The organism is Methylocapsa aurea (assembly GCF_000746085.1).
GTDB classification, from domain to species: Bacteria; Pseudomonadota; Alphaproteobacteria; order Rhizobiales; family Beijerinckiaceae; genus Methylocapsa; species Methylocapsa aurea.
Genome location: NZ_JQKO01000001.1, coordinates 297998 through 323013, shown reverse-complemented (window position 1 = coordinate 323013; position 25016 = coordinate 297998). Strand labels below are relative to the sequence as shown.

Sequence of the window (25016 nt, the reverse complement as noted above, 5' to 3'; positions counted from 1 at the left end):
CCTCATTTGCCAGGGCTCGCCAGCTGTTGCGCGCCTTCTTGCCAAACTCCTTGTTTCTTCAAGGCGTCCGCGACATCGCGCGGCATATAACGTTCGTCATGCTTGGCGAGAACGCTGTCGGCGCGAAACACATGGTCCTCTCCCAAAGCGCCCTCGGCGACGACGCCTTGTCCCTCTTTGAAAAGATCGGGCAGAAGCCCGGTATAGGCGACCTCGACTTCGCTCTTCATGTCGGTGACGGCGAAGCGCACGCTTTGGCCGTCCAGGCGTTTCAGGGAGCCTTCCTTGACCAGGCCGCCAATTCGCAGCCTTGTCCCTGGTTGGGGGGCCTTTTGCGCCAATTCGCTCGGCCCATAAAAAAAGACGATATTGTCGCGCAGCGCAAAGAGCACCAGGCCCACGGCGAGGCTGAGCGTCAATAGCGCGGAGGAAATCAGAACCAGGCGGCGTTTTTTGCGCGTCATGATGAGCTTCAACCCTCTAAGCCAAGCTCGCGCCCCAGCGCCTCAATCCGGCCGATCGCCGTCGCGTCATTGGCCAGATTGCGCTTGGCGTCAACCAAGGCCGCGCGCGCCTTGTCGGGCTCGCGCAGAACCGCATAGGCGCGCACGAGGCGAAGCCAGCCGTCGACATCTTGCCCATTTTGCGCGAGGCGCGCAGCGAGAGCGTCCACCATGCCGCGAATGGCGCTTGAGCGTTCGGCCTCGGGCATCGCTTGGATTTTCGCCGCCAAATTGGCTTTCGCCCCCGAGCCGCCTTCAACGGCGGGCGCATCTCTCGCCGCTGATTCATTTTGCGCCGCCGCAGGTGCCCCGGGCATTGCCGCCATCCTCTCCCGCAACGCTTGCGCCCAAGGCGGATTATCGGGCGCTTCCGCTAGAAGCCTTTCCCAGATATCGCGGGCGCGCAACAGGTCGCCATCTTGTGCGGCGGCAAGGCCGAGGAAGAACCGGGGCTTCGCCAATGAAGGATCCTTCGCCGCCGCCTCGAAGATTTTTCGGGCTTCCTCCGTCACAGCGCCATTGGCCGCGTAGATAAGCGCTTCTCCATAAAGGGCCAGCCGCTCGGGGGTCTGCCCCAACAGACGAAGCGCGGCGGCATAGGCTTGCGCCGCGTCGTTGCCGCGGCCCATCCGAAGGTAAACCGGCGCCAAGACCTCGTAGGCGCGGCCATCGTCGGGGTTTTGAGCAATATGCGCCTCGATTTTCGCTACCGCCGCCATGAGGTCCATGCGCGCGGGCGAGGCCTCGTTCCGCGCCGCGAGAGGCAGGTCTGGCCGCGCCGGATCGCCGATGACCGAATAAAGCCCAAGGGCGAGCGCCGGCACGAAAATCAAGACGGCGATGGAGGCGAATCGCACCGCCCTTCCCGCCCCCGCCACGGAGCGTTCAAGCGGCGGCTCGGCCAAAGCCATGAGCCGGCGAGCGGCTTCGGCGCTCGCGCCTTGCGCGTCCTCCGGCGTCATGAGCCCTTGGACGGCGTCCCGCTCGATCCCGGCAAGCTGCGATTTGTAGAAAGCAATGTCCGACGCGCCGCGGGAAACGCCGCGCGGCGTTTTTGCGAGCGGCCAAAGGATGCTCAAGACCGCAAATCCGGTCAAAATAGCGAAAATCACCCATAGCATGGCGCCACTTAATAGTGATTGCCCCGACGCTTGCAAAGGCTCATTCGATCGCGATCGTCATTACGATCGCGTGAGGGTGCCAGGGTTCGCCGTCGAGGGCAGCCTCAACCGCGCGCGAAGTCCGCCTTTCGGATTTGAATCGAGCGCCAGCCCGCCGCCATAGAGCGCGGCGAGCTCGGCGACGATCGAAAGGCCAAGTCCCGATCCCGGCTTGGTTTCATCGAGCCGCCCGCCCCGATGAAGCGCTCTCTCGCGCAGTTCCGGCGCGAGCCCTGGTCCATCATCGTCGATTTCAACATGAAAATAGGAGCGCCCCGCAGCGTCGCGCGAAGACTCCGGCGCAACGCTGATCGTCACCGCGCTAACAGCCCATTTCCCGGCATTATCGACGAGATTGCCGATCATTTCTTCAAGATCCTGGCGCTCCCCGAGGAAGCGAACCGGTTCGGCCGCCGCCGCGGTGAAGTGAATCGGGCGCGAAGAATAGATTTTTTCGAAGGTGCGAACCAGCGCTTCGACGACCGGGGCGACATCGGCGCCGCCGCTTAAAGCGCCGGCGCGAACGGCGGCGCGCGCGCGGTCGAGGTAATAGGCGACCTGATTGCGCATGATCAAGGCCTGTTCCTCGACCTTCGCCGCAAGCGGGCCGGCGTCGCCGGCCGCCTCGTTCATGATCACGCTCAGCGGCGTCTTCAGAGCATGGGCGAGATTGCCGACCTGAGTGCGGGCGCGCTCCGCCACCTCGCGATTGGCGGCGATCAGCTGGTTAAGCTCGCCGGCGAGCGGCGAAATATCCGGCGGAAAGTCGCCCTCGATCATCTCGCTTTCGCCCCGCCTGATCGCGGCGACCCCATCCTGCAATTTCCGGAGCGGCTTAAGTCCATAGCGCAGCTGGAGCGCCGCCGAGCCGACCAGCGCCAAGCCCAGCAAAGCAAACGTAATGACGAGATCAAGCTCGAAGCGAGTGATCTGCGCCTCGAATTCTCGCGTGGTCGCAGCGACCTGAACGAGAAAAATCCCTTGATCGCCAGTGTCGATGGTCCGTTCAAGCAGACGCAAGGGCCGTTCATCGGGCCCTTTCACATAGCCTTTGCGCGCGCCGCCGATCCCCGCTGCGACGCCCTGGTCGGACAGGCGCGGAAGCCGCGCCGCGAAAAGCGAGCGCGAACTTCTGATTCGCGCCTTGTCCATGTCCAGTCTGGTGATCTGCCAATACCAGCCGGACAAGAGCAATGCGAATTGCGGATCGCTGAGTTCGTCTGGGCCGGCTTCGTCGGACGTCGCGATATCGGCCACGAGCGCCCGTAAATAGACGCTGAGACGGTCGTCGAAATTGGCTTCAGCCGCGCGGCGGTAGACCGTGGAGAGACCAAGTCCCCCGACGAGGAGAATCGTGAAGCTCAGAATCGCGGCGGATAGAAAAAGCCGCGTCGCGATGGATTTTGCGCTCGGCTTTGGCCGCTTCGGCTCTTTGTCTTGGAGTTGCTGCATTTTCGCGTTGCCGAACGGTAGCTTCGTCGCCGGAAAGCGCTTTCGGCTTGGCTTCAATGCCCTTCGATTGCGGCTCATTGGCGCCCAGCTGCCCGAAAACTTTCACGTCTGCGAACGCTTTAGGCGTCCGGCGGCCCCAAGAGATATCCGAGCCCGCGCACTGTCTGAATGATGTCGACGCCAAGCTTTTTCCGCAACCTTGCGACGAAAACTTCAATCGTGTTGGAATCGCGATCGAAATCCTGATCGTAGAGATGCTCGACGATTTCAGCGCGCGACACGACCTTGCCGGCATGATGCATCAAATAGGATAAGAGCCGATATTCATGCGATGTGAGTTTGATCAAATTGCCATCGACGAAGACCCGCCCTGCGCGCGCGTCAAGGCTCACCGGGCCGCAGCAAAACTCGCTGGAGGCGTGACCCGCGGCCCGCCGCAACAGCGCGCGCAGCCGGGCGAGGATCTCCTCCATATGGAAAGGTTTTACGACATAGTCGTCGGCGCCGGCGTCGAAGCCCTGGACCTTGTCGCCCCAGCGATCGCGCGCGGTCAGGATCAAGACCGGCATGGTGCGCCCTGCCCTCCGCCAATCGGACAGGACGGAGACGCCATCCTTTTTCGGCAGGCCGAGATCAAGCACGACAGCGTCATAGGGCTCCGTATCGCCCAAGAACCAGCCTTCTTCACCATCGAAGGCGCGGTCAACGGCATAGCCCGCCAGCCCGAGCGCCGCGACGATCTGACGATTGAGGTCTTTGTCGTCCTCGACCACGAGCAGCCGCACCGTCGCCCATCCCACGCTTGGAGATCGATTTCAATCCTGGTTTTTCGAACCGACGACCCGGCCGTCCTTCGCATCGATGAAAATGTGGATGATGCGGCCATCGCGGCGCAAGAGGCTTATTTCATAGACGAGTTCGTCGCTCCACCGGCAAAGTTTGGCGCCGATCGCCTCCGCCTGCAACTTCGACGCCTCGCTCAGCATCATATGAAATGGCTCGAACAGTCCATGAGAGGCGATCTTGTCGCGCGTCTCGGCCGTGGAATAACATAACCGCGGCCGTGCGGGTTCCGCGCGGCAACCCGCGCCAAAGCCGCCGCAAAACGTGGCTGCGATCAAGACCAAGACGCAAGAGTTCATGGATTGATGCTGGCGCAGCGACAATGAATGGACGATGAATAGTCGATCATGAGAACCGCTTTTCAATTGGCCCGCCGCCCGGCCTGCTTTCAGCCCTGGCGAAAGAGGCGATGCCTTGGGGCGCTGGCCCGTTTGCTCGCCATGCTTTTGCCGACGTCGGCCGTCGCCTTGGTCGGGCCCGCCATCGAGGCGCCGGAACTCGATCGCTTCGTCGTAATGGTGTTGAACCGGAGCGGCGGCAGCGCCAGCTTTTGCAGCGCCAGCGTGATAGCGCAAAATGTTGTTCTGACCGCCGCCCATTGCGTAACGACTCCGGCCGACACACGGGTTCATTTCCGCGACGCGCAAGGGCAAAAGATTTTGCTCGACGTGGCGTCTATCGCCATCAACCCCGGTTATAGGCCGGACGCCATCCGTCGACGCCTGGTTTCGATCGATCTTGCGCTGGTCAGACTCGCCGAGCCTTTGCCTTCGAATTTTACGCCAATTGATTCATTTTACTCTGGGCCGGTCGACGTCGGACAAATGTTCCGCATCGCTGGCTATGGCATCGCCGATGAAGCCAATCATAAGACAGGAGGCGTCTTGCGGGCCGGAAATGTCGTTGCGAGCGGACCGAAATCGGCGATTCTTCTTTGGGCGAGAGACCCCAATAATCGAGGTCTTGGAGCCTGCACGGGCGATTCCGGCGCGCCCATTTTCACGGCAAAACAGCCGGTCCTCGTCGCCGTCGCGGTGTGGGCCCAAGGCGAAAACGGAAATTTATGCGGCGCCTTAACCCAAGCAGTGCTGATCGCGCCGCAACGGCGATGGATCGAGGATATATTGCGGCTCTGGAGCATGACCGGAAACGACCGGCGCTGACTTATTTGCCAAGCGGCCTACGCCGCCCATGAATCGTAGCCAAGCCGGGCCCCCTTCTGCTCTGTCCATTTCTCCATTATTGGGTCAGAAACTTCAAAGTTCTTCGCCAGGCAAAGGCCGCAGCCATGACCGCAAGCACGGATTCCTCCTTTTTCGTTTCGACAGCATGGCTCGCGGAAAACCTGGCCGCACCCGATCTTGCGGTGATCGACGGCACGTTTTTCATGCCCGACGAAGGACGCGACGCAAGAGCGGAATATCTCTCCGGCCATATTCCCGGCGCGGTCTTTTTTGACATTGATGCGATCGCCGACCAAGCGACCGACCTGCCGCATATGCTGCCGACGCCGGAGGCGTTTGCGACTGCGATGGGGCAACTCGGCCTCGGCGATCGCATGCGCTTCGTCGTCTATGACGCGACTGGCCTGCTCGGCGCGGCGCGAGTCTGGTGGACATTGCGGGTTTTTGGCGCGGAAAGCGTCAGGATTCTTGAAGGCGGACTGCCGCAATGGCGCGCCGAAGGGCGGGACCTCGACTCCGGTCCGGCAACGCGCGCGCCGGGGGTTTTTGCGGCGCGTTTTTCCGCCGCCGCCGTCGCCGATGCCGAAAATGTGAAGCAGGCCAGCGAATCCGGTTCGGCGCAAATTGTCGATGCGCGCGCGGCGGCGCGGTTCAAGGGAGAGGCGCCCGAACCGCGGCCAGGGCTGCGCTCGGGCCATATCCCGGGCAGCGCCAATATCCCCTGGCGCGAGGTGGTCGCCGAGGGCCGCATTAAGCCGGCGGAGGATGTCAAAGCTGTCTTCGCCAAGGCGGGCGTCGACGTCGCGCGGCCCGTCATCACGACTTGTGGCTCGGGAGTGACCGCCTCGATCCTTCTCTTGGCGCTTGAAACGATCGGAAAGAGCGGCGTTGTTCTCTATGACGGGTCATGGAGCGAATGGGGCTCCCGCGCTGATCTGCCAGTGGCGAAGGGCTGAACGCGGATTGACTCCAGCGCGCCGATTTGTTCGCAACAAAGCGAACGATGCCTGCGAAAAAGCTTGACGCCGCAAAGGGCTGCGCTAGCATACAGTTAAGCGCGAATGAGCTTGAAACTTTTAGGGGTTTCTTGCGTTCGACGCCTAGGTGGAACATCTGGCGATCGCCGGATGGGGCTCTTATCCGACGCTGGCCCGCGCTGGCGCATTCTTCAGGATCGAGCCAGCTGGCCCCCTGTGAGGCCTCCACGTTTTTCCTCCCTGCTTTGGGAGGCTACCCGCTTTCAGCTCTAAAGCTTGACCTTGCCATATGTCCTCTTGGCGGGTGGGCGTTGCATGGAAGGGGATAAATCCGTCTCGAGACATTAGGAGTGACACAAATGTGTGACTATTCGCTTGAAATGTATGCCTCCCGGCCTGCGCGCGAGTCCGAGAAGTACGTGACCACCCGTTTTCCTTCCGGAAGCATTGGCCTCGCCGCGCCCGGCGACTGCACGACCGCAGTCTGCGTTCAATATGATACGCATCTCAATCTCGAAGGAATATCGAACGATCTGCAAACGCGTTTGGGCGTCGCCGCCAGCGAGCATGTTGTCTTTGCTCGGCTGGAACATGGCGCCTATCGCGACGGCGTGAAATTCGACAATGGCAAGGAAATATCGTTGCAGCTTCTCGGCTCGGGCGTCGGCGCGATGCTCGTTGTCCCAGCGGCCAAGCCACAAGTCGTCCGCGACCGTCAAGCCACGCTCGAGACGATCGACTAAGGCATGATTCGCGAAGGCTTTCGCGACATGCTTTGCCAAGTGCTTAAGCGCGCGGTGCGATCAGCTGACCGGATCGCGCGCTAATGCCGAAGGACATGGTCCCGCGCTCGGCTCGAGACCAAGCATCGGCTCAATGAGTCCGTTGGAAAGCGCGCCCAGCGGTCCCCTTGCTCAGGCCCACAAGATCCGTTCCGCGGCTTCGGCGCGGAACGGTTTTTTTTCGGTTCGTGGCATTTTCCGCGCCGGTCAATGAGCGAGCCCCGATCGCAGCGCTTATTAAGGCGGGATCGACGCCATTGCTGGGCGGCGTCGGCCGAAACGTCCTTACGGCATGTGGCGCGGCGACGGAGCCTATTAGCCTCACGACGAAGCTTCGAGAGGCGCGCGCCAGTTTGGCCCAGCTATTGCTTTGTCGACGCCGCCTGCCGCGATTCCCTTCGATCCAGCGCCTCAGATGACGTTTTTTTGCTACTTTTGCATGGCAGTTTAGCTGGGCAGGTGCTAAAAGCTGATCGAAATAGCAATTTTTGGTTTTCCGCACATTCGCCGGGACCGAATTCGCCAAAACGATGCGACATAAGAAACGCCAATGAAAAAGATTGAGGCGATTATCAAGCCTTTCAAGCTTGATGAGGTCAAAGAGGCTCTGCACGATGCGGGAGTGGCTGGAATCACCGTCACGGAAGTGAAGGGCTTTGGCCGGCAAAAAGGCCATACCGAACTCTATCGCGGCGCGGAATATATCGTCGACTTCCTTCCCAAGGTCAAAATTGAAGTCGTCGTTTCCAGCGCGGTTCTCGATGCCGCGGTCGAGGCGATCCGTAAAGCCGCGCAGACCGGGCGCATCGGCGATGGCAAGATATTCATATCCAATATAGAAGGCGCGATCCGCATTCGGACTGGCGAAACCGGAACCGACGCGATCTGACGCCCCGCCTCGGGCCGATCCTCTCTTTCACCACCCATCCCACCGCAACGACATTCATTCAGACCAAGAGGGACAGACATGAAGACCGCCAAAGACGTGCTCAAGGCGATCAAGGACAATGACATAAAATACGTCGATTTCCGTTTCACGGATCCTCGCGGCAAATGGCAGCATGTCACGTTCGACGTCACGATGATCGACGAGGAAATCTTCACCGAAGGGACGATGTTCGACGGGTCCTCGATCGCCGGCTGGAAGGCGATCAACGAGTCCGACATGACCTTGATGCCCGATCCGTCTACCGCCGTCATCGATCCGTTCTTCGCCGCGTCGACCCTTGTGATTGTGTGCGACATTCTGGAGCCCAGCAGCGGCGAGCCCTATAGTCGCGATCCACGCGGCATCGCCAAGAAGGCCGAAGCTTTTGCCGCCTCTTCCGGGATTGGCGACGCGGTCTATTTTGGTCCTGAAGCCGAGTTTTTCGTATTCGACGACGTCCGCTTCAAGGCCGATCCTTATGACACCGGTTTTGTGCTGGATTCGGCTGAATTGCCGTCCAATTCGGGCACCCCTTACGAGGGCGGAAACCTTGGCCACCGCATCCGCACCAAGGGCGGCTATTTCCCGGTGCCGCCGCAGGATTCCGCGCAGGACATGCGCGGCGAAATGCTCGCCGCCATGGCGCAGATGGGCGCAAAAGTCGAAAAGCACCACCATGAAGTGGCTTCCGCTCAGCACGAGCTTGGCCTCAAGTTCGGACCGCTGACAACGATGGCGGACCATCTCCAGGTCTATAAATATTGCATCCATCAAGTCGCGCAGAGCTATGGCAAGACCGCGACTTTCATGCCTAAGCCGATCTTCGGCGACAATGGCTCGGGAATGCATGTCCATCAATCGATCTGGAAAGGCGGCAAGCCGCTGTTCGCCGGCAATAAATACGCCGATCTCAGCCAGGAGTGCCTGTACTACATCGGCGGCATTATCCGGCACGCCCGCGCCCTGAACGCCTTCACCAATCCCTCTACCAATTCCTACAAGCGCCTGGTGCCGGGCTATGAAGCTCCGGTGCTGCTTGCCTATTCCGCGCGCAACCGCTCCGCCTCCTGCCGGATTCCCTTCGCGACCAATCCCAAGGCGAAACGCGTCGAGGTCCGCTTCCCCGATCCGATGGCGAACCCCTATCTCGCCTTCTCCGCCATGCTGATGGCCGGTCTCGACGGCATCCTTAACAAGATCGATCCCGGTCCGGCGATGGACAAGGACCTCTATGATCTGCCGCCGAAGGAATTGAAGAAAATTCCGACCGTCTGCGGCTCGCTGCGCGAGGCGCTCAGCAATCTCGACAAGGATCGCGCCTTCCTCAAGGCCGGCGGCGTTTTCGACGATGATTTCATCGACAGCTATATCGAACTGAAGATGGCCGACGTCATGCGCTTCGAGATGACGCCGCACCCGGTTGAGTTCGATATGTACTATTCGTATTGACCTGAATCGACCATCACGCGATCTTGCGGATGCACTCTGCGATCCCGGCTCGGGCCGGGATCGTTTGGCTCTTTCGAAGGCGAAGAGCGCCTCGTTCATTGCGTTGAATGTGCGCGAAACCCGCATCCAATATTGTGCGACAAATCTTGCTGCATTGCAGCGTAGCGCCGGACGATGCGCTCCCAGCCCACTCCCTCCGCAAAGCTGCCTCCAAATTTTTACATTTGGCGCAAATGCCAGCGCTTTTTCTGTTTTTGATTTGTTCTCTTTCTCGCCCGCTTCATGCTATAAAATGGGCTGAACGAATCAGCCTGTAAGGTAAGTTTCATGGCCAATAGCGGCGACCTCTTCGGCGGCGCAGCCCGCAAGCAGGCCCCTGCTCGGCGCGATGTGAAAGCGGCCCCCGCCACAAGCGGGGGTGCGCCGACTCGCGCATCCGCCCAGCTCGGCACGCCGGGTGAATCCGGCTATACCGCCGCCTCGATTGAGGTTTTGGAGGGGCTGGAGCCAGTCCGGCGCCGGCCCGGCATGTATATCGGCGGCACCGATGAGGCGGCGCTCCACCATCTTTTCGCGGAAGTCATCGACAACGCGATGGATGAGGCTGTCGCCGGACACGCTACTTTCATAGATGTCAGTTTTGAGGCCTCGGGCTTTCTTGCCGTGACGGACAATGGGCGGGGCGTTCCTGTCGATCCGCATCCAAAATTTCCGAAGAAATCCGCGCTTGAGGTCATCATGACCACGCTTCACGCGGGCGGCAAATTTGATTCCGACGCCTATCAGACCTCCGGCGGCCTGCATGGCGTCGGCGTCTCGGTCGTCAATGCGCTCTCCGAGCACCTCGAGGTCGAGGTCGCGAGGGGCCAGATATTGTACCGGCAGATTTTCGAGCGCGGCTGCCCCAAGAGCAAGCTGGAACAGATCGGCAAGGCGCCGAACCGGCGCGGCACGCGCGTGCGTTTCAAGCCCGACGAGCAGATTTTCGGAAAGGGCGCCCATTTCAAGGCGGCCCGCCTGTTCAAGATGGCTCGCGCGAAGGCCTATCTTTTCGGCGGCGTCGAGATCCGCTGGCATTGCGCGCCGCAATGGCTCGATGCAAACGCCAATATCCCGCCAGAGGCGGTTTTCCGCTTTCCTGGCGGCCTTAAGGACTATCTCGCGCAGGACATCGAAGGCAAGAACCTCGTCATCGAGCCGATTTTTGCCGGAAAGGTCGAAAAGCCCGGCGGTCATGGTTCACTCGAATGGGCGCTGGCCTGGCTCACCGTCGACGATGGCTTCGTCCATTCTTATTGCAATACGATTCCGACCCCCGACGGCGGAACTCATGAAGCCGGCTTGCGCGCCGCCCTGCTCCGCGGCCTCAAGGATCACGCCGAGCGGATCGGGCAGGCCAAGCGCGCCGCAGCCGTTACCAGCGACGACATCATGGCCTCTTGCGCCGCGATGGTCTCCGTTTTCATTCGCGAACCGGAGTTTCAAGGACAGAACAAGGGCCGGTTGATGACCACCGAGGCCTCGCGCATCGTCGAGGGAACCTTGCGCGATGCTTTCGACCATTGGCTCGCCGCAGCGCCCTCGCACGCTTTGAGGCTCCTCGACTGGACGATCGAGCGCGCCGAGGAGAGGCTGCGCCGCCGCGCCGAGAAAGACGTCGCCCGCAAGACGGCCAGCCGCAAACTTCGGCTCCCTGGAAAGCTTGCAGATTGCTCTAATAATACAGCACAAGGTTCTGAAATATTTATTGTTGAAGGCGATTCTGCCGGCGGCTCCGCGAAACAGGCTCGGGATCGCGCCAATCAGGCGATCCTGCCCTTGCGCGGCAAGATCTTGAATGTCGCTAGCGCCACGCGCGATAAGCTCGCCGGCAATCAGCAGCTTGCAGACCTCATTCAGGCGCTCGGCTGCGGCGTAGGCGCGCAATATAAGGAGCAGGAACTTCGCTATGAGAAGGTCATCATCATGACCGACGCTGATGTGGACGGCGCTCATATCGCCTCCCTCCTCATCACGTTTTTCTATCGGCAGACGCCCAAACTCATCGAGGCCGGCCATCTTTATCTCGCGGTTCCGCCGCTTTACCGGCTGACCCAAGGCGCGCGCCAGGTCTATGCCCGCGACGAAGCCCATCGCGATGAATTGATCGCCAAGACCCTGACCGGACGAGGAAAGGTAGAGATTAGCCGTTTCAAAGGCTTAGGAGAAATGCTTCCCGCCCAACTCAAAGAAACGACAATGGATCCAAGGAAGCGTCATCTGCTTCGCGTGGTGGTGCGCGCGGAAGATCAGGAAGGCACGTCGGATTCCGTCGAACGCTTGATGGGCAATAGGCCAGAGGCGAGGTTCGTCTTCATTCAGGAGCGCGCCGCCTTCGCCGCCGCCGCTGATCTTGTCGTCGTTTGAACAGGCCCGGACCCGCCGCCGCATAAATGGCCGGGTGGAGAAAGAGTTGCGGGAGGTCTCGTTTTCTTCCCGCGGGCTTTGCCAATGTCTCAAGCCGCGCATCGACTTGCGTCAATAACCTCTGCAAATTTCACCAGAATGAAACTTCACGGCCACTGACGCCCGCGCGCCGACGGCATCCAACATGCGGCGCGGTATGCCTGCGCGAAGGTGGCCGGCGGCAAGTGGCGTTTCGAGGAGGCCACTCCTTCCACTTGCACGCCGGCCAACCCTACGGACCCAGGAGATGCGGCGGACCTGAGCACTCCGCAGGGTATCTTTAAGTCACAGTGCCGATAACGCATGAATATGCGCAGAGGCGCGGTTAAGGCTTTCTTAACGAAGCCCATTCCAAGCCGCCCAATCGAAACGAGGCCCGGCAAGCCAACGTTATCGCGCGCCAGCGCAAAAAGGCAATCGGCTTGTTGATCATGGTTGATCTTTCGTTAACGCCAAAATGCTCAAAAAACCTTGATTGCCTTTAACCCGGCGAAAGGTTCGGCCGGAGATTGACCTGCGTCCAGCGAAATCCGATTGCGGCCATTTTGCTTTGAGCGATAGAGAGCCTTATCCGCCCGGCGGAGGAGTTCGGGATAGGCGTCATCGGCGCTTTGCGCGACGCCAACCGAAACCGTCACGCCGATCGCGCTTCTTTCGGCCGCCAGGCGGAATTGATCCGCCGCGACCCCAGACCGAACCCGCTCCGCGATCTTGGCGCCCTGTTCAATTCGGGCATCGGGCATGACGACTACAAATTCGTCGCCGCTCAGCCGGAAAAACAGATCCACGCCGCGGATGAGGCTTTTGACCCGCGCAGCAAATCCATTCAAGATCCGATCGCCGGCTTCGTGGCCATAGCTGTCATTGACCGCCTTGAAGCGATCAATATCGAGGATCATCAAGGACAGCGGCCGGCTGTCGCGGCCCGCCTGATCGACAAGGTCGGCGAGACAGACGTCGAGGGAGCGGCGATTGTTTAGCCCCGTCAACGGATCCACCGCCGCCATTTCGATCGAGGCCTCGACGTTCTGGCGCAGGCAATCGGCGTAGCGCTTGCGCCGGATTTGCGTGCGCACGCGCGCAATGAGCTCGTTGCGGTCGATCGGACGCAAGAGGAAATCATTCAGACCGAGGTCGAGACCGCGCAAGATGCGGCCGCGATCCTCCGCCTCAGCGATAGCAAGCGTTGGAATGTGCCGGGTGGCGTCAATCGATCTGATCTGACTGCAAAGCCGCAACCCATCATAGCTGGTCAGGCCAAGGCTGACGATGAAAAGATCGTAGTCGCCCACGGCGGCCTCCAGCAGCGCCTCCCGAGGGTCTGCTCTAAGTTCAACATCGTGATCGCCTCGCAAGGCGGCCTCGATCGCCTCAGCCGACGAACGGCGGTCGTCGACGAGCAGGATGCGGCCGTCGGCGCCATTGTCCGCCGCCGCCTTGGCGAAGGGATCGTCGACGCCAAGCTTCGCAGAGCGCATGGCGCGGCTCCTTAATTCGTCGAGGACAAGCCGCAGACGGGCGAGGGAATGAACCCGCGCGAGCAGCGCGATCTCATCGACCGGCTTGGTCAAAAAATCATCCGCTCCGGCCTCAAGGCCCGCCACGCGGTCGGAGGCTTGATCGAGCGCGGTCACCATGACGACAGGAATATGCGACGTTGCCGGGTCTTGCTTCAGCTGGCGGCAGACCTCGAATCCATTTAGTCCGGGCATCATCACGTCGAGAAGGACTATATCGCATTCCCCTCTGGCGCAGATTTTCAAAGCCTGCGCTCCATTCGTGGCGGTCAGAACCTCGAAATATTCGGCGGTGAGCCGCGCTTCGAGCAGCTTGAGATTGGGAAGGATATCGTCGACGACCAAGACCCGGGCGCTCATCCTTTTCTCCTTTCCCTTAGCCTTTGCTTTCCAGCGCCCGCGCGCCAGCGTTGCTGAAAGCGCTATTGTTCGTACAGATAATTGCGCACGGTTTCGAGAAACTTCACGATGGAGATCGGCTTCGAAAGATAGGCCTCGCAGCCGCCTTGCCGGATTTTTTCCTCATCGCCCTTCATCGCGAAAGCTGTGATCGCAATCACCGGAATATGGCGAAGGGCCTCGTCATCCTTGATCCATTGGGTGACCTGAAGTCCCGACACTTCCGGCAATTGGATGTCCATCAAAATGAGATCGGGTTTATGGAGGCGCGCAAGCGCCAGGGCTTCGACGCCGCTGCGCGTCTGCACCGTTTTATAGCCATGCGCTTCGAGAAGATCGTTGAACAGCTTCATGTTCAATTCATTGTCTTCGACGATCAGAATGCTTTTTTGCATAATATGAACCTATTCCACCCGGCGGGGCGGCGGACGATTTCCACCAGGAACAGTCCAATCATACTTCCAGGCTTTAACGGACAGAAATTGACGAAAGGGAAATCTTGGTCATGCAAAAAGGACCTATTCAGGCCGCCCAGCTCAAATCGGCGCCGCTGTCGCGCGAAGCGGCCGAAGAAATCGCCATCGAGGTTTTGAGCTTTATCGCCGCTGATTCCGAGCGCCTTGAGCGTTTCATGGCGCTGTCCGGCCTTTCTGTCGATCATTTGCGCTCCGCTGCAACGGAGCCCGGCTTTTTCACCGCGATCCTCGATCACCTCGCGGCGGATGAACCGATGTTCCTCGCCTTCGCCGCAAATGCAGGGCGCGATCCGGCCACTATTGCAAAGGCCAGGCAAAGCCTCGCGCCGCCCGAGCCCACGCCATGACCCGGGCGCTCGGCAGATGTGATCTTGATGCCGTTCGCTTGCAACTGCGGAATGCCCAGCCTAAAGAGCCACCAGAGCCAGCCTCCTCTGCGCGCGGCCTTGTGCGCAAGAATTCGGCGCGGATGAATCCTTTATGATTTGGCCCATCAAGCCCAAAGCTAAATTCGAGCCGTTGCGGCAAGCGCAAGCGCTGTCGGAGCGGCCGCAGGAGGCCAAAAAACTGGCCCTCCCGCTGCGTTTGCGGCGGAACCGCAAGGCGGACTGGGCGCGCCGGCTCGTGCGCGAAAATGTGCTGACGCCCGCCGACCTCATTTGGCCGATTTTTCTCGTCGAGGGCGACAACCGCCGTGAGCCGATCCCCTCCATGCCGCTTGTCGAGCGCCTCTCGATCGACGAAGCGGTTCGCGCCGCGACCGAGGCCGTCGAATATGGCATTCCGGCGATCGCGCTGTTTCCCTACACCGACCCTTCCTTGCGCGATGAACAGGGCAGCGAAGCGCTCAACCCAAATAATCTTGTTTGCCGCGCCTGCCGCGCGATCAAGCAGGCGACGCCGCAGCTCGGCCTGATCACCGATGTGGCGCTCGATCCCTACACCAGCCACGGCCATGATGGACTTCTGCGCGGGGAAGAGATTTTGAACGACGAGACGGTTTTCGTCCTCGTCAAGCAGGCCCTGAACCAAGCGCGCGCGGGGGCCGACATCATCGCGCCCTCCGACATGATGGATGGCCGCGTCGCCGCGATCCGCGCCGGGCTCGATGCGGAGCATTTCGAACAGGTGCAGATTCTCGCCTATGCCGCCAAATACGCTTCGGCCTTCTATGGCCCGTTCCGCGATGCGGTCGGCACCAATGCGACGCTGATCGGCGACAAGCGGACCTATCAGATGGACCCCGGCAATTCCGACGAGGCCCTGCGCGAGGTCGTCCAGGACATCGAGGAAGGCGCCGATATGGTGATGGTGAAGCCCGGCCTGCCCTATCTCGACATTATTTTCCGGGTGAAAGACGCCTTCGGCCTGCCGACCTTCGCCTATCAGGTCTCCGGCGAATATGCGATGATCATGGCAGCCGCGAACAACGGCTGGATCGATGGCGATAAGGCGATGCTCGAGTCCCTGCTTTGCTTCAAGCGCGCCGGAGCGGATGCGATTCTCACCTATTTCGCGCCACGCGCAGCGCGGAGATTGAAGGAGCAAGCGTGACCTTGGCTGCAATTGGCGGCGGCCTCGCATAAGACGACGACCGCCTTTGAAGCTGACACTCGGATAAAGGCTGTTCATCCCTGTCTCTCCGATGCTGCGATCATACGGAAATCGCAGGAAGTCCAGGCATTTATTTTCATTTTTTTCATGTCTGTGGACCTGTGTGGATAGCGGTGGCCGCCTGCGCCGCCCGTAAAAAACCCTCTCCTTTTGCCCGCGATGACGTGCGACAAGAACGATCCGCATCCAAACTGATTCGGCGTCGGCCTCGCGCCTCCTTGCGCAAGGCCAGCGCGGACCCAAGAAAGTCCAATGCCAGCGATTGACCAATTCGCCCAGAGACTTGGCTTTTCAGCAGCCTCGAACCCATCCCCCGAGCCGGCGTTTCGCCTTGCGCCGCATAATATCGAAGCCGAACAAGCCTTGCTGGGCGCGATCCTCGTCAATAATGACGCCTTTGATCGGGTGTCCGATTTTCTGAGGCCAGAACATTTCTCCGAGGAAATGCACCGGCGCATCTATGAGGTCGCGGGGCAGTTGATCCGCGCCGGCAAGCTTGCCTCGCCGATCACTTTGAAGACATTTCTTGGCGAGCATGATCTCGGCGGCGTCACCGTGCCGCAATATCTCGCCCGCCTCGCGGCCGAGGCGACGACCGTCATCAACGCCGAGAATTATGGCCGCACCATTCATGACCTCGCGGTCCGGCGCGATCTGATCCTTATTGGCGAAGACATCGTCAACGCCGCCTATGACGCGCCGGTCGCAGCCTCGCCGCGCGACCAGATCGAGGAAGCCGAGCGCAAGCTCTATTCGATCGCGGAGCTCGGCCGCTATGAGGGCGGCTTCCAGCGCTTTTCCGACGCCTTGACCATCGCGGTCGACATGGCGGCCAAGGCTTTCGAACGCGACGGAAGATTGTCCGGAATCGCAACCGGCCTCGCCGATCTCGATCGCTATATGGGCGGCTTGCAGGCTTCCGATCTCGTAATCGTCGCCGGCCGGCCGGGCATGGGAAAGACCGCGCTGGCGACAAATATCGCCTTCAACATTGCCAAGGCCTATGAATTCAGGCTCAAGCCGGACGGTTCGGCGGAAACCACCAATGGCGGCATCGTCGGATTTTTCTCGCTCGAAATGTCGGCCGAACAATTGGCCACCAGAGTCATCGCCGAACAGGCCGCCGTCGCCTCCTATAAGATCCGCAGGGGCGACATCACCGAGCCGGAATTCCACCGTCTCGCCGAGGCGGCGCGGGAAATGCAGTCCATCCCTTTTTACATCGATCAGACCGGCGGTCTCTCGATCGCCCAATTGACGGCGCGGGCGCGGCGGCTTAAGCGCCAGCGCGGCCTTGACGTTCTGGTCATCGACTATCTGCAATTGCTCGGCGGATCAAAATCGCGCTCCGACAGCCGGGTGCAAGAGGTCACCGAGATCACCACTGGGCTGAAGGCCCTGGCGAAAGAATTGAACGTTCCGGTGATCGCTTTATCGCAATTGTCGCGGCAGGTGGAAAGCCGTGACGACAAACGGCCTCAATTGTCGGATTTACGTGAATCAGGCTCGATCGAACAGGACGCCGATGTGGTCATGTTCGTCTTTCGCGAGGAATATTACCTGAAGAACAAGCAGCCTCGCGAAGGAACCGAGGAATTCGTGACTTGGCAGGCGGCAATGGAAAAGGCCTATGGCAAGGCTGAAATCATCATCGGCAAGCAACGCCATGGTCCGACCGGAACCGTCGAACTCGCCTTCGAGGCCGAAATGACGCGATTCTCCAATCTGGCGCGCGAAGAATCCTTGCCGGAGCACATATGAGCACGGCCCAGCGCTTCGACGTCTCCTGCCTCGAAGCTGGCGCGATCCTCAGCATCGACCTCAACGCCTTAGTCGAGAATTGGCGCACGCTTCAGGCCGTCTGCGGCGCCGCCGAATGCGCCGCTGTGGTTAAGGCGGACGCCTATGGAATCGGATTGGCTCCTGTCGTCGAGGCGCTCAGGGACGCCGGCTGCAAGACATTTTTTGTCGCGCATGTCTTTGAAGGGCGCCGCGTGCGCGGGCTCGCCCCGGAGTCGGTGATCTATGTCCTGAACGGCCTCCTCCCGGGCTCCGCGCCGGCCTATGCGCAGGACGGGCTTCGACCCGTGCTCGGCTCCCTTCCCGAAATCGAGGAATGGCTGCAGTTCGTCGCTCTGTGGGGGGGCGCCCGGGCGCCCGACGGCGACGCCCTCGCCGCCGCCTTGCAGATCGACACCGGAATGAACCGGCTGGGGCTCAAGGAAAAGGACTTCGACGCCGCCGAACAGCTCACACGTCACTTGAATATCGCTCTTGTCCTCAGCCATTTCGTCTGGTCCGGCCAGGCTAATGACGTCAAGAACGAGAGGCAGATCGAGCTGTTCAGCAGATTGCGCGCGCAATGGCTCGATGTCCCCGCCTCAATGGCCAATTCAGCCGGCATTTTTCTCGATCAGACGCCTCTCTACGATCTCGTCCGGCCCGGTTACGCCCTCTATGGCGGCAACCCAACGCCGGGCCGGAACAATCCGATGCGCGGCGTGGTCCGGCTCGACGCCAAAATCATTCAAGTTCGTGAGGTCGAAGCCGGCGAAAGCGTCGGCTATGAGGGGCGCTGGACCGCAAAGGCGCGCCGGCGGCTCGCGACCATCAACGCCGGCTATGCCGATGGCATTCCCTTCCGCGCAATGGGAAGCGATCGGCGGCCCGGCGCAGAGGCGCTCATCCATGGCCGGCGCTGCCCCTTCGTCGGACGCGTCTCGATGGATCTCGCCGTGCTCGACGTGACCGACGTCGAGCACGTCCAGCGAGGCGATCAGGCGGAACTGATCGGGCCGACGATCACGATCGACGAACTCGCCGCCCGCGCCGGCACGATCGGCTACGAAATTCTGACTCATCTCGGCCAGCGCTTCTATCGCCGCTACACCACGCTCTGACGATGGCCAAGCAGCACGCGTCTTTTGTTTGCCAGAGCTGCGGCGCGGTCAGCCAGCGCTGGCAGGGCCGCTGCGAGTCCTGCGGCGCGTGGAACACGATCGCCGAGGAAAGCCCAGCCTCGGGAATTGGCGCCAAGACGGCACTCGGCGCCCGCAAGGGACGGATTTTCGGTCTTTCCAATCTTATCGAAACCGACCGGCCGGCGCCGGCGCGCATCACGACAGGCATAGCCGAACTCGACCGCGTCACGGGGGGCGGCTTTGTTGCCGGCTCGGTCATTCTTCTTGGCGGCGAACCTGGCATCGGCAAGTCAACGCTGCTCATTCAGGCCTGCGCCGCGCTTGCTGCGACGGACCGGCGCGTCGTCTATATTTCCGGCGAAGAGGCGGTGGATCAGGTGCGTCTGCGGGCGCAGCGTCTTGGCCTTGGCGGCGCTCCGGTGGAGCTCGCCGCCGAAACCAGTATCGAAGACATCGTCGCGACGCTCGGACATGGGAAGCGCCCCGCCCTCGTCGTCATCGATTCGATCCAGACCATGTGGACGGAGCTTGTCGAGTCCACCCCCGGCACGGTCAGCCAGGTGCGCGGCGCGGCGCAGGCGCTGATCCGCTTCGCCAAGACGACGGGCGCGGCGGTCATACTCGTTGGGCATGTCACCAAGGATGGCCAGATCGCCGGCCCGCGCGTCGTCGAACATATGGTCGATGCGGTGATTTCGTTCGAAGGCGAAGGCGGACGCGACCTTCGCTTGCTCCGCGCCGTCAAGAATCGCTTCGGTCCGACCGACGAAATCGGCGTGTTCGAAATGACCGGGCGCGGGCTCGAGGAAGTCGCCAATCCCTCCGCCTTGTTTTTATCGTCCCGCGACGCCGCCGCGCCGGGAGCCGCCGTCTTTGCAGGAATGGAGGGAACCCGCCCGCTTCTCGTTGAATTTCAGGCGCTTGTCGCGCCAAGTTCACTTGGAACTCCGCGCCGGGCGGTTGTTGGCTGGGACACGGCCCGGCTCGCCATGGTCGTCGCTGTCCTCGAAGCTCATGCCGGCCTCAAACTCGGCCAATATGACATCTATCTCAGTGTCGCCGGCGGCCTTCGCGTCGGCGAACCAGCCGCCGATCTTGCCGCTGCGGCGGCCCTCGTTTCCTCCTTGACCGGAGTTAGTCTCGCCTCGGATTCGGTCTTCTTCGGCGAGATTGCGCTATCGGGCGCGATCCGGCCGGTGGCGCATGGCATGGCGCGTCTCAAGGAGGCCGCCAAGCTCGGCTTTTGCCAGGCCACCACGCCGCAAGGCCCGCCGGAACAGGGCCGGAACAAAGGCGACAGCTCCGCCAAGGAGCTCATCGTGCGCAGTTGCAAGCATATTTCCGGGCTCGTCGCCGAGATCGCCGCGAGCAGACCGAAGGCGCTTGATCCCGGACGGCCGCCGCAAAACCCTCGCGGGCGCTGATTTCGATCTGGAAAATTTCTGCAAACGCCTGGAAACCTTTCTCTTTGCAGGATGACTGGAGCCATTCGCCCCGCTATAAGTCGCTGCGGCGACGCGTCGCGCCGATGAGCTTTCCTCAGGTCTCGCCTTTGGCTGCAGGATGAGCATTGAGCGAAGCGCCGATGCGTCCTAAGAATTTTTTGCGGCGCTAGAGCGCGCCCGCTCCAAGATATTTTCCTGTTCGTGGCGCGAGGGCTAAAGACAATGCCATCCTATTTCGATCTGGGCTTGATCGTCGTCGTCCTGATTTCGGCCTTCCTCGCGATGTTGCGCGGCTTCACCCGCGAGGTCCTTGCAATCGCCTCGTGGGGCGCGGCGGCCGTAGCGGCGATCTATCTTTACCCGTTCGTCCTGCCTTACGCCAAACCCTACATCAGCAAGGAAGTCGTCGCGCAAGCCGCCTCCGCCGCGGCGGTTTTTTTCGCGACCCTGATCGTCGTCTCCTTGATCACGATCAAACTTTCCGACGCAATCCTCGATTCCAAGGTCGGCGCGCTCGACCGGTCGCTTGGTTTCGTCTTTGGCGCGGCGCGCGGGCTCTTCCTTTGCGTCATCGCCTTTATCTTCTTCAATTGGCTCGTGCCCGCGCAGGCCCAGCCCGAATGGGTCAAGAACGCGCGCATGAGACCGCTCTTGCTGGCGACGGGCGATCAGCTCATGGCGGTGCTTCCGGACGACCCCGAAGGCCTTCTCGCCAAGTTGAAAAAGCCAAAAGTCGCAGCGCCCAGCGGCGAGCCGGCGCCCGACAGCGACGACGATCAGAAGCCCTCGCCCACCGGCCCAGCGGAGAAAGCCGGCGCAGGAAAAAAGACTTAAGCGCGGGCGTAGCAAAGACACAGGCGAAGCAAACGCGACTTTACGTCCAAGCCGGCGATGCTGACATTTGAAGCGAGGGCAACTATGTAGCGTTTGAGGAACCGGGAATTGCACGAATGCGCGAATGAGAGCGATTCCTGTGAAATGCCAGCAATTCGCCCATGACGCATGGGCTCTTTGCATTGGCGCGTGGTATAGATTTTAGGCATCCACGTCGGCCTGCGACTTGCTTTACGCAAAGGAGCGGCGGGCGGTTACTCGGAGTGGCGCGATGGTGGGCGTCGAGCAGCTCGACAGGAACAGGTTCGGGAGATAGGTCATGGGTGAGGCGGCCGACGGCGGACAAAGTCCGGGCTCCAGCTCCAATCCCTTGATGAAGCAAACGCGCGTCCCGGAATCCCCGGCAGGGCCGGATTTTGAGGATTTCGATCTCGATGGGGATCGATTGCGCGAGGAATGCGGGGTTTTTGGCATTTTTGGCCACCCCGACGCCGCCGCGATCACGGCTCTTGGTTTGCATGCCTTGCAGCATCGCGGCCAGGAGGCGGCGGGCATCGTCGCCTACGATGGCGCCCGATATAATTCGGAGCGCCGACTCGGCCTCGTCAGCGAACATTTTTCCAGCGCCTCCACGATCGACCGCCTGCCCGGCGAATCCGCGATTGGGCATGTCCGCTATTCGACAATGGGCGAAACCATTCTGCGCAATGTCCAGCCGCTTTTCGCGGAGCTGAATTCGGGCGGCTTCGCGCTCGCCCATAATGGCAATCTCACCAATGGGCTCTCGCTCCGCCGGGAACTCGTACAAGGCGGCGCCATTTATCAATCGACCTCCGACACGGAGGTTATTTTGCATCTCGTCGCTCGAAGCCGTCGGCAGCGCCTTGTCGAAAGATTTATCGAAGCCCTACGTGCGATCGAAGGCGCCTATGCGCTCGTCGCCCTGTCAAATAAGAAATTGATCGGCGCCCGCGATCCGCTGGGAATAAGGCCGCTCGTCCTCGGCGAACTCGACGGCCATTACATTCTGGCGTCCGAAACCTGCGCCCTCGATATTATCGGCGCGCGTTTCGTGCGCGACATCGAAAATGGCGAAATCGTCGTCATCTCGGAGGAAGGCATCGAGAGCCTGCGGCCGTTTCCAATCCGGCCGATGCGCCCTTGCATATTCGAGTACATTTATTTTGCCCGTCCGGATTCGATCGTGCATGGGCGCCCGGTCTATAATGTGCGAAAGGCCATGGGCGCGGAACTCGCGCGCGAGATGCCGCTGGAGGCCGATGTCGTTGTGCCTGTCCCCGATTCGGGCGTCCCCGCCGCGATCGGCTACGCGCAATTCTCGGGCATTCCCTTCGAACTTGGGATTATCCGCAATCATTATATCGGCCGCACTTTCATTCAGCCGACCCAATCCATTCGCGAGTTCGGCGTGCGTTTGAAGCACAGCGCCAATCGCGCGGTCGTGGAGGGCAAGCGCATCGTGCTGATCGACGATTCAATCGTGCGCGGAACGACGTCCGTCAAGATTGTCCAGATGATGCGCGAGGCGGGCGCGCGTGAAGTGCATTTCAGAATCTCCTCGCCGCCGATCACTCATCCGGACTATTACGGCATCGACACGCCCGAGCGGGACAAATTGCTCGCGGCGACCCATTCGCTGGAGGAAATGCGCGCCTATATCGGCTGCGATTCGCTGGCCTTTTTGTCGGTCGACGGCATCTACCGCGCGATGGGCGAGAAGGGCCGGGATCCGCTCCGTCCGCAATTCACCGACCATTGCTTCACCGGCGATTATCCGACCCATCTCACCGATGTCAGCGGCGAGGCGAAAAGCCAGCTGTCGCTTCTCGCCGAAGCTGGCTAAGGCATCGCTCCAAGACGTTGCCGACTGGCTGGACAAGATCACGCGTAAATACAAAGTGATTTTTTAATCAGTGTGGCTGGCATGTGCGAACGTGCGGCTACTCCCAGACTTGGCAAAAGGGGCTTGATGCGCGGCCTTGGCTTCACCAAACCTATCCGTCGCGAGCGCTCTTATGTCCCCCCGTCTTGATGGCCGCATCGCTCTCGTGACCGGCGCATCGCGCGGCATAGGCCGGGCGGTCGCGCTCGAACTCGCCCGCGCCGGCGCGCATGTCATCGCCCTCGCCCGCACCCAAGGCGCGCTGGAGGAACTCGACGATGCTATTCGCGGCGAGGGCGGCGAGGCGACTCTGGCGCCTTGCGACGTAAAGGACTTTCCCGCCCTCGACCGCCTCGGCGCCGCGATCTTCGAGCGGTGGGGAAAGCTCGATATCTTTATCGGCAACGCAGGGATGCTCGGGCCAGTGACGCCCCTCGCCCATGTCGATCCTCGGCAATGGGACGATGTGCTGGCAATCAATGTCACGGCCAATTGGCGGCTGATTCGGTCTCTGGATCCGCTGCTCCGCGCTGCTGAGGCCGGGCGCGCCGTGTTCGTCTCCTCGGGGGCGGGGCATACGGCGAATTTCAAACCCTATTGGGGGCCTTACGCGATCTCGAAAGCCGCCCTTGACGCCTTGGTCCGCACCTATGCCGCGGAAACCGCGAATATGTCGGCGGTCAAGGTCATGGCCGTCAATCCTGGGCCGCTGCGCACGCGCATGCGCGCGGCGGCGATGCCTGGCGAAGATCCGATGGTCCTGAAGACGCCGGAAGACTTGGCGCCAAAAATCGTCGCACTCTGCGCGCCGGAGTGGACGCAGACCGGCAAGCTGTATGATTTTCCGCAAGATCGGGTGCTGTGTTTCAGGGCGCCCAGCTAACATCCTTCCATTGCAATAGACGCGTTGCGTGTTAAAGTTGCGTCCATGGGACGGTTTCGCCAAGGCTCGATTGCAAAGCGCGTCGCGATCAGCGTGATCGCGCTCTATGCGCTTATGCTGCAGGCTTTCGTAGCCGCCGCAGCTCCCGCCTCCGGCTTCGATTTCCTTGACGGTTCGAATTGCGTCCAAGACGCGTCGGGGACGCCAACGCCGGGCGGCGCACAGCATCGTCACCATGGGCTCTGCTGTATTCTGGCCTGCGCCGCCGCCTGCGCCTATGTCGCGATGGCGTCCGGGATCGCGATTTTTCCCATCCGCGCGGCTTCGCCCTTTGTCTGGGCGCAGACTCCTTCGCTGCCAAATCGCCCGCCGCAGAAGTTTTATTTCGCCGCGCGCGGTCCTCCCCAAAGCCTCTGATCGCGCCTTCTCGGCATGGTTTCTCTGACTTGGCGAAGGCCCTGACGGCCGCCTGCTCCCGGCTCAAGACTAAGCGCGCCTTTGGCGCGGCTTGGCTGAACCCGGCAAGGCCCCCTCACCGCTTCAAGCCGGCTTGGAACCATGGCGCGCGATGCGCTGCGCCGCCGTCGATCAGCGGCAAAAATCTCCATTTTCCTTTGTAAGGCCCGCCCGCGCTTTCCCGCGGCGGCGCTTCTCAAAAAGGTCATCCAATGTTGCATTTTGCATCAGGCGGCGGCGCGATGGCGCTCGCCTTGATTCTAGTTGTTGTGTTCGAGACCCTTAAGGCCAGAGGAGCGGCTCATGTCCGCGCCTGAAGCTGTGCTCGCGGGTCTTTACCAGGCCCATGCTCACGAATTGCACGGGTTCGCCCGCCGCCGCGTGGGACGGCAGGAGGCGGAGGACGTCGTGCAAGACGCCTATTTGCACCTCCTCCAGAAAGACGGTTTCGAAACACTCGAACATCCAAGAGCCTTTCTCTTCCGCATTGCCTCTAATCTAGCGGTGGACGCCGCCCGCAAAACCAAGACGCGCACCCGCTACGCCGAAGACGAGATCGAATTTCTCGGCCTCGGGTCAAGCGCCGCCGGTCCCGAGACGACCGTCGACGGCGCCATTGTCGCACATCGGTTTCATGCATGCCTCAAAGAGCTTCCGGCTCCCTGCCGCGAGGCGTTTCTCCTCAGCCTGACCGATGACCTGACCCATGCCGAGATCGCAAGACGGCTTGGCGTGTCGGTCCGAACGATCGATCGACATATGGTCAGGGCATTGAACCATGTGCGGCGACGGTTTCAGGGACCGCAGAAGGGCCGAGCGGCATGATCGATCTCGTCTAAACGAAT

At 61.1% G+C, this 25016-nt stretch carries 23 protein-coding genes; 16 read left to right on the top strand and 7 right to left on the bottom strand.

The window, feature by feature from the left end; all coding sequences use genetic code 11:
* Positions 1 to 2: 2 nt before the first annotated feature.
* The 5 genes from ccmE to DL86_RS01485 form a co-directional block, all read right to left on the bottom strand.
* Complete coding sequence (gene ccmE, locus DL86_RS01505; RefSeq protein WP_036258025.1) at positions 3 to 464, bottom strand: cytochrome c maturation protein CcmE; 462 nt, start codon at positions 462 to 464, stop codon at positions 3 to 5.
* Between the two features lie 8 nt (positions 465 to 472).
* The gene (gene ccmI / locus DL86_RS01500) at positions 473 to 1624 is read right to left on the bottom strand and encodes a c-type cytochrome biogenesis protein CcmI (protein ID WP_036257417.1); all 1152 of its coding nucleotides are present in this window, start codon (positions 1622 to 1624) and stop codon (positions 473 to 475) included.
* A 60-nt stretch (positions 1625 to 1684) separates the two neighbouring features.
* Positions 1685 to 3115: a sensor histidine kinase gene (locus DL86_RS01495; protein WP_051952534.1), complete on the bottom strand. Its 1431-nt coding sequence runs from the start codon at positions 3113 to 3115 to the stop codon at positions 1685 to 1687.
* 119 nt (positions 3116 to 3234) lie between these two features.
* A complete protein-coding gene (locus DL86_RS01490) occupies positions 3235 to 3900 on the bottom strand; it encodes a response regulator transcription factor (protein WP_036258023.1) in 666 nt (221 codons plus the stop codon).
* Between the two features lie 30 nt (positions 3901 to 3930).
* Complete coding sequence (locus DL86_RS01485; protein WP_036258022.1) at positions 3931 to 4257, bottom strand: PepSY domain-containing protein; 327 nt, start codon at positions 4255 to 4257, stop codon at positions 3931 to 3933.
* 48 nt (positions 4258 to 4305) lie between these two features.
* Between DL86_RS01485 and DL86_RS01480 the strand changes: the two genes are divergently transcribed.
* From DL86_RS01480 to parE, 6 genes are all read left to right on the top strand, one after another.
* Positions 4306 to 5121 (top strand): S1 family peptidase, encoded by an 816-nt coding sequence (locus DL86_RS01480; RefSeq protein ID WP_084572617.1) that lies wholly within the window; start codon positions 4306 to 4308, stop codon positions 5119 to 5121.
* Positions 5122 to 5246: 125 nt separating this feature from the next.
* Complete coding sequence (gene sseA / locus DL86_RS01475) at positions 5247 to 6098, top strand: 3-mercaptopyruvate sulfurtransferase (protein WP_036257416.1); 852 nt, start codon at positions 5247 to 5249, stop codon at positions 6096 to 6098.
* Positions 6099 to 6478: 380 nt separating this feature from the next.
* Positions 6479 to 6862, top strand: coding sequence for a hypothetical protein (locus tag DL86_RS01470; RefSeq protein ID WP_036257413.1), 384 nt, complete (start codon positions 6479 to 6481; stop codon positions 6860 to 6862).
* Positions 6863 to 7451: 589 nt separating this feature from the next.
* Positions 7452 to 7790: a P-II family nitrogen regulator gene (locus DL86_RS01460; protein WP_036257409.1), complete on the top strand. Its 339-nt coding sequence runs from the start codon at positions 7452 to 7454 to the stop codon at positions 7788 to 7790.
* Positions 7791 to 7868: 78 nt separating this feature from the next.
* On the top strand, positions 7869 to 9278 hold the full coding sequence (glnA, locus tag DL86_RS01455) for a type I glutamate--ammonia ligase (protein WP_036257408.1): 1410 nt from the start codon (positions 7869 to 7871) through the stop codon (positions 9276 to 9278).
* Between the two features lie 327 nt (positions 9279 to 9605).
* Complete coding sequence (parE, locus tag DL86_RS01450; protein WP_036257407.1) at positions 9606 to 11684, top strand: DNA topoisomerase IV subunit B; 2079 nt, start codon at positions 9606 to 9608, stop codon at positions 11682 to 11684.
* A gap of 500 nt (positions 11685 to 12184) precedes the next feature.
* Here the strand turns inward: parE and DL86_RS01445 are convergent, their stop codons facing one another.
* Together DL86_RS01445 and DL86_RS01440 are read right to left on the bottom strand one after the other, a co-directional pair.
* Positions 12185 to 13600, bottom strand: coding sequence for a PleD family two-component system response regulator (locus tag DL86_RS01445; protein WP_036257406.1), 1416 nt, complete (start codon positions 13598 to 13600; stop codon positions 12185 to 12187).
* A 62-nt stretch (positions 13601 to 13662) separates the two neighbouring features.
* On the bottom strand, positions 13663 to 14034 hold the full coding sequence (locus DL86_RS01440; RefSeq protein ID WP_036257405.1) for a response regulator: 372 nt from the start codon (positions 14032 to 14034) through the stop codon (positions 13663 to 13665).
* Between the two features lie 110 nt (positions 14035 to 14144).
* Here DL86_RS01440 and DL86_RS01435 point away from each other — a divergent pair, with 110 nt between their 5' ends.
* From DL86_RS01435 to DL86_RS01390, 10 genes are all read left to right on the top strand, one after another.
* Positions 14145 to 14462: a DUF3572 domain-containing protein gene (locus tag DL86_RS01435; protein WP_036257404.1), complete on the top strand. Its 318-nt coding sequence runs from the start codon at positions 14145 to 14147 to the stop codon at positions 14460 to 14462.
* Between the two features lie 133 nt (positions 14463 to 14595).
* Positions 14596 to 15669, top strand: coding sequence for a porphobilinogen synthase (hemB, locus tag DL86_RS01430; RefSeq protein ID WP_036257402.1), 1074 nt, complete (start codon positions 14596 to 14598; stop codon positions 15667 to 15669).
* A gap of 312 nt (positions 15670 to 15981) precedes the next feature.
* Positions 15982 to 17490: a replicative DNA helicase gene (locus tag DL86_RS01425; RefSeq protein ID WP_036257401.1), complete on the top strand. Its 1509-nt coding sequence runs from the start codon at positions 15982 to 15984 to the stop codon at positions 17488 to 17490.
* Positions 17487 to 18629: an alanine racemase gene (gene alr / locus DL86_RS01420; RefSeq protein ID WP_051952473.1), complete on the top strand. Its 1143-nt coding sequence runs from the start codon at positions 17487 to 17489 to the stop codon at positions 18627 to 18629. The genes DL86_RS01425 and alr overlap by 4 nt, the downstream gene beginning before the upstream one ends.
* A 2-nt stretch (positions 18630 to 18631) precedes the next feature.
* Positions 18632 to 20074 (top strand): DNA repair protein RadA, encoded by a 1443-nt coding sequence (gene radA / locus DL86_RS01415; RefSeq protein WP_036257400.1) that lies wholly within the window; start codon positions 18632 to 18634, stop codon positions 20072 to 20074.
* A 243-nt stretch (positions 20075 to 20317) separates the two neighbouring features.
* Positions 20318 to 20929: a CvpA family protein gene (locus tag DL86_RS01410; protein WP_036257399.1), complete on the top strand. Its 612-nt coding sequence runs from the start codon at positions 20318 to 20320 to the stop codon at positions 20927 to 20929.
* 373 nt (positions 20930 to 21302) lie between these two features.
* On the top strand, positions 21303 to 22793 hold the full coding sequence (purF, locus tag DL86_RS01405) for an amidophosphoribosyltransferase (protein ID WP_036258019.1): 1491 nt from the start codon (positions 21303 to 21305) through the stop codon (positions 22791 to 22793).
* Positions 22794 to 22965: 172 nt separating this feature from the next.
* A complete protein-coding gene (locus tag DL86_RS01400) occupies positions 22966 to 23715 on the top strand; it encodes an SDR family NAD(P)-dependent oxidoreductase (RefSeq protein WP_036257398.1) in 750 nt (249 codons plus the stop codon).
* 45 nt (positions 23716 to 23760) lie between these two features.
* Positions 23761 to 24132: a hypothetical protein gene (locus DL86_RS01395; protein WP_036257397.1), complete on the top strand. Its 372-nt coding sequence runs from the start codon at positions 23761 to 23763 to the stop codon at positions 24130 to 24132.
* A gap of 342 nt (positions 24133 to 24474) precedes the next feature.
* Positions 24475 to 24996 carry an RNA polymerase sigma factor gene (locus DL86_RS01390; protein WP_051952472.1) on the top strand — a complete coding sequence of 174 codons (522 nt, stop codon included), beginning with the start codon at positions 24475 to 24477 and terminating at the stop codon, positions 24994 to 24996.
* Positions 24997 to 25016: the final 20 nt, after the last annotated feature.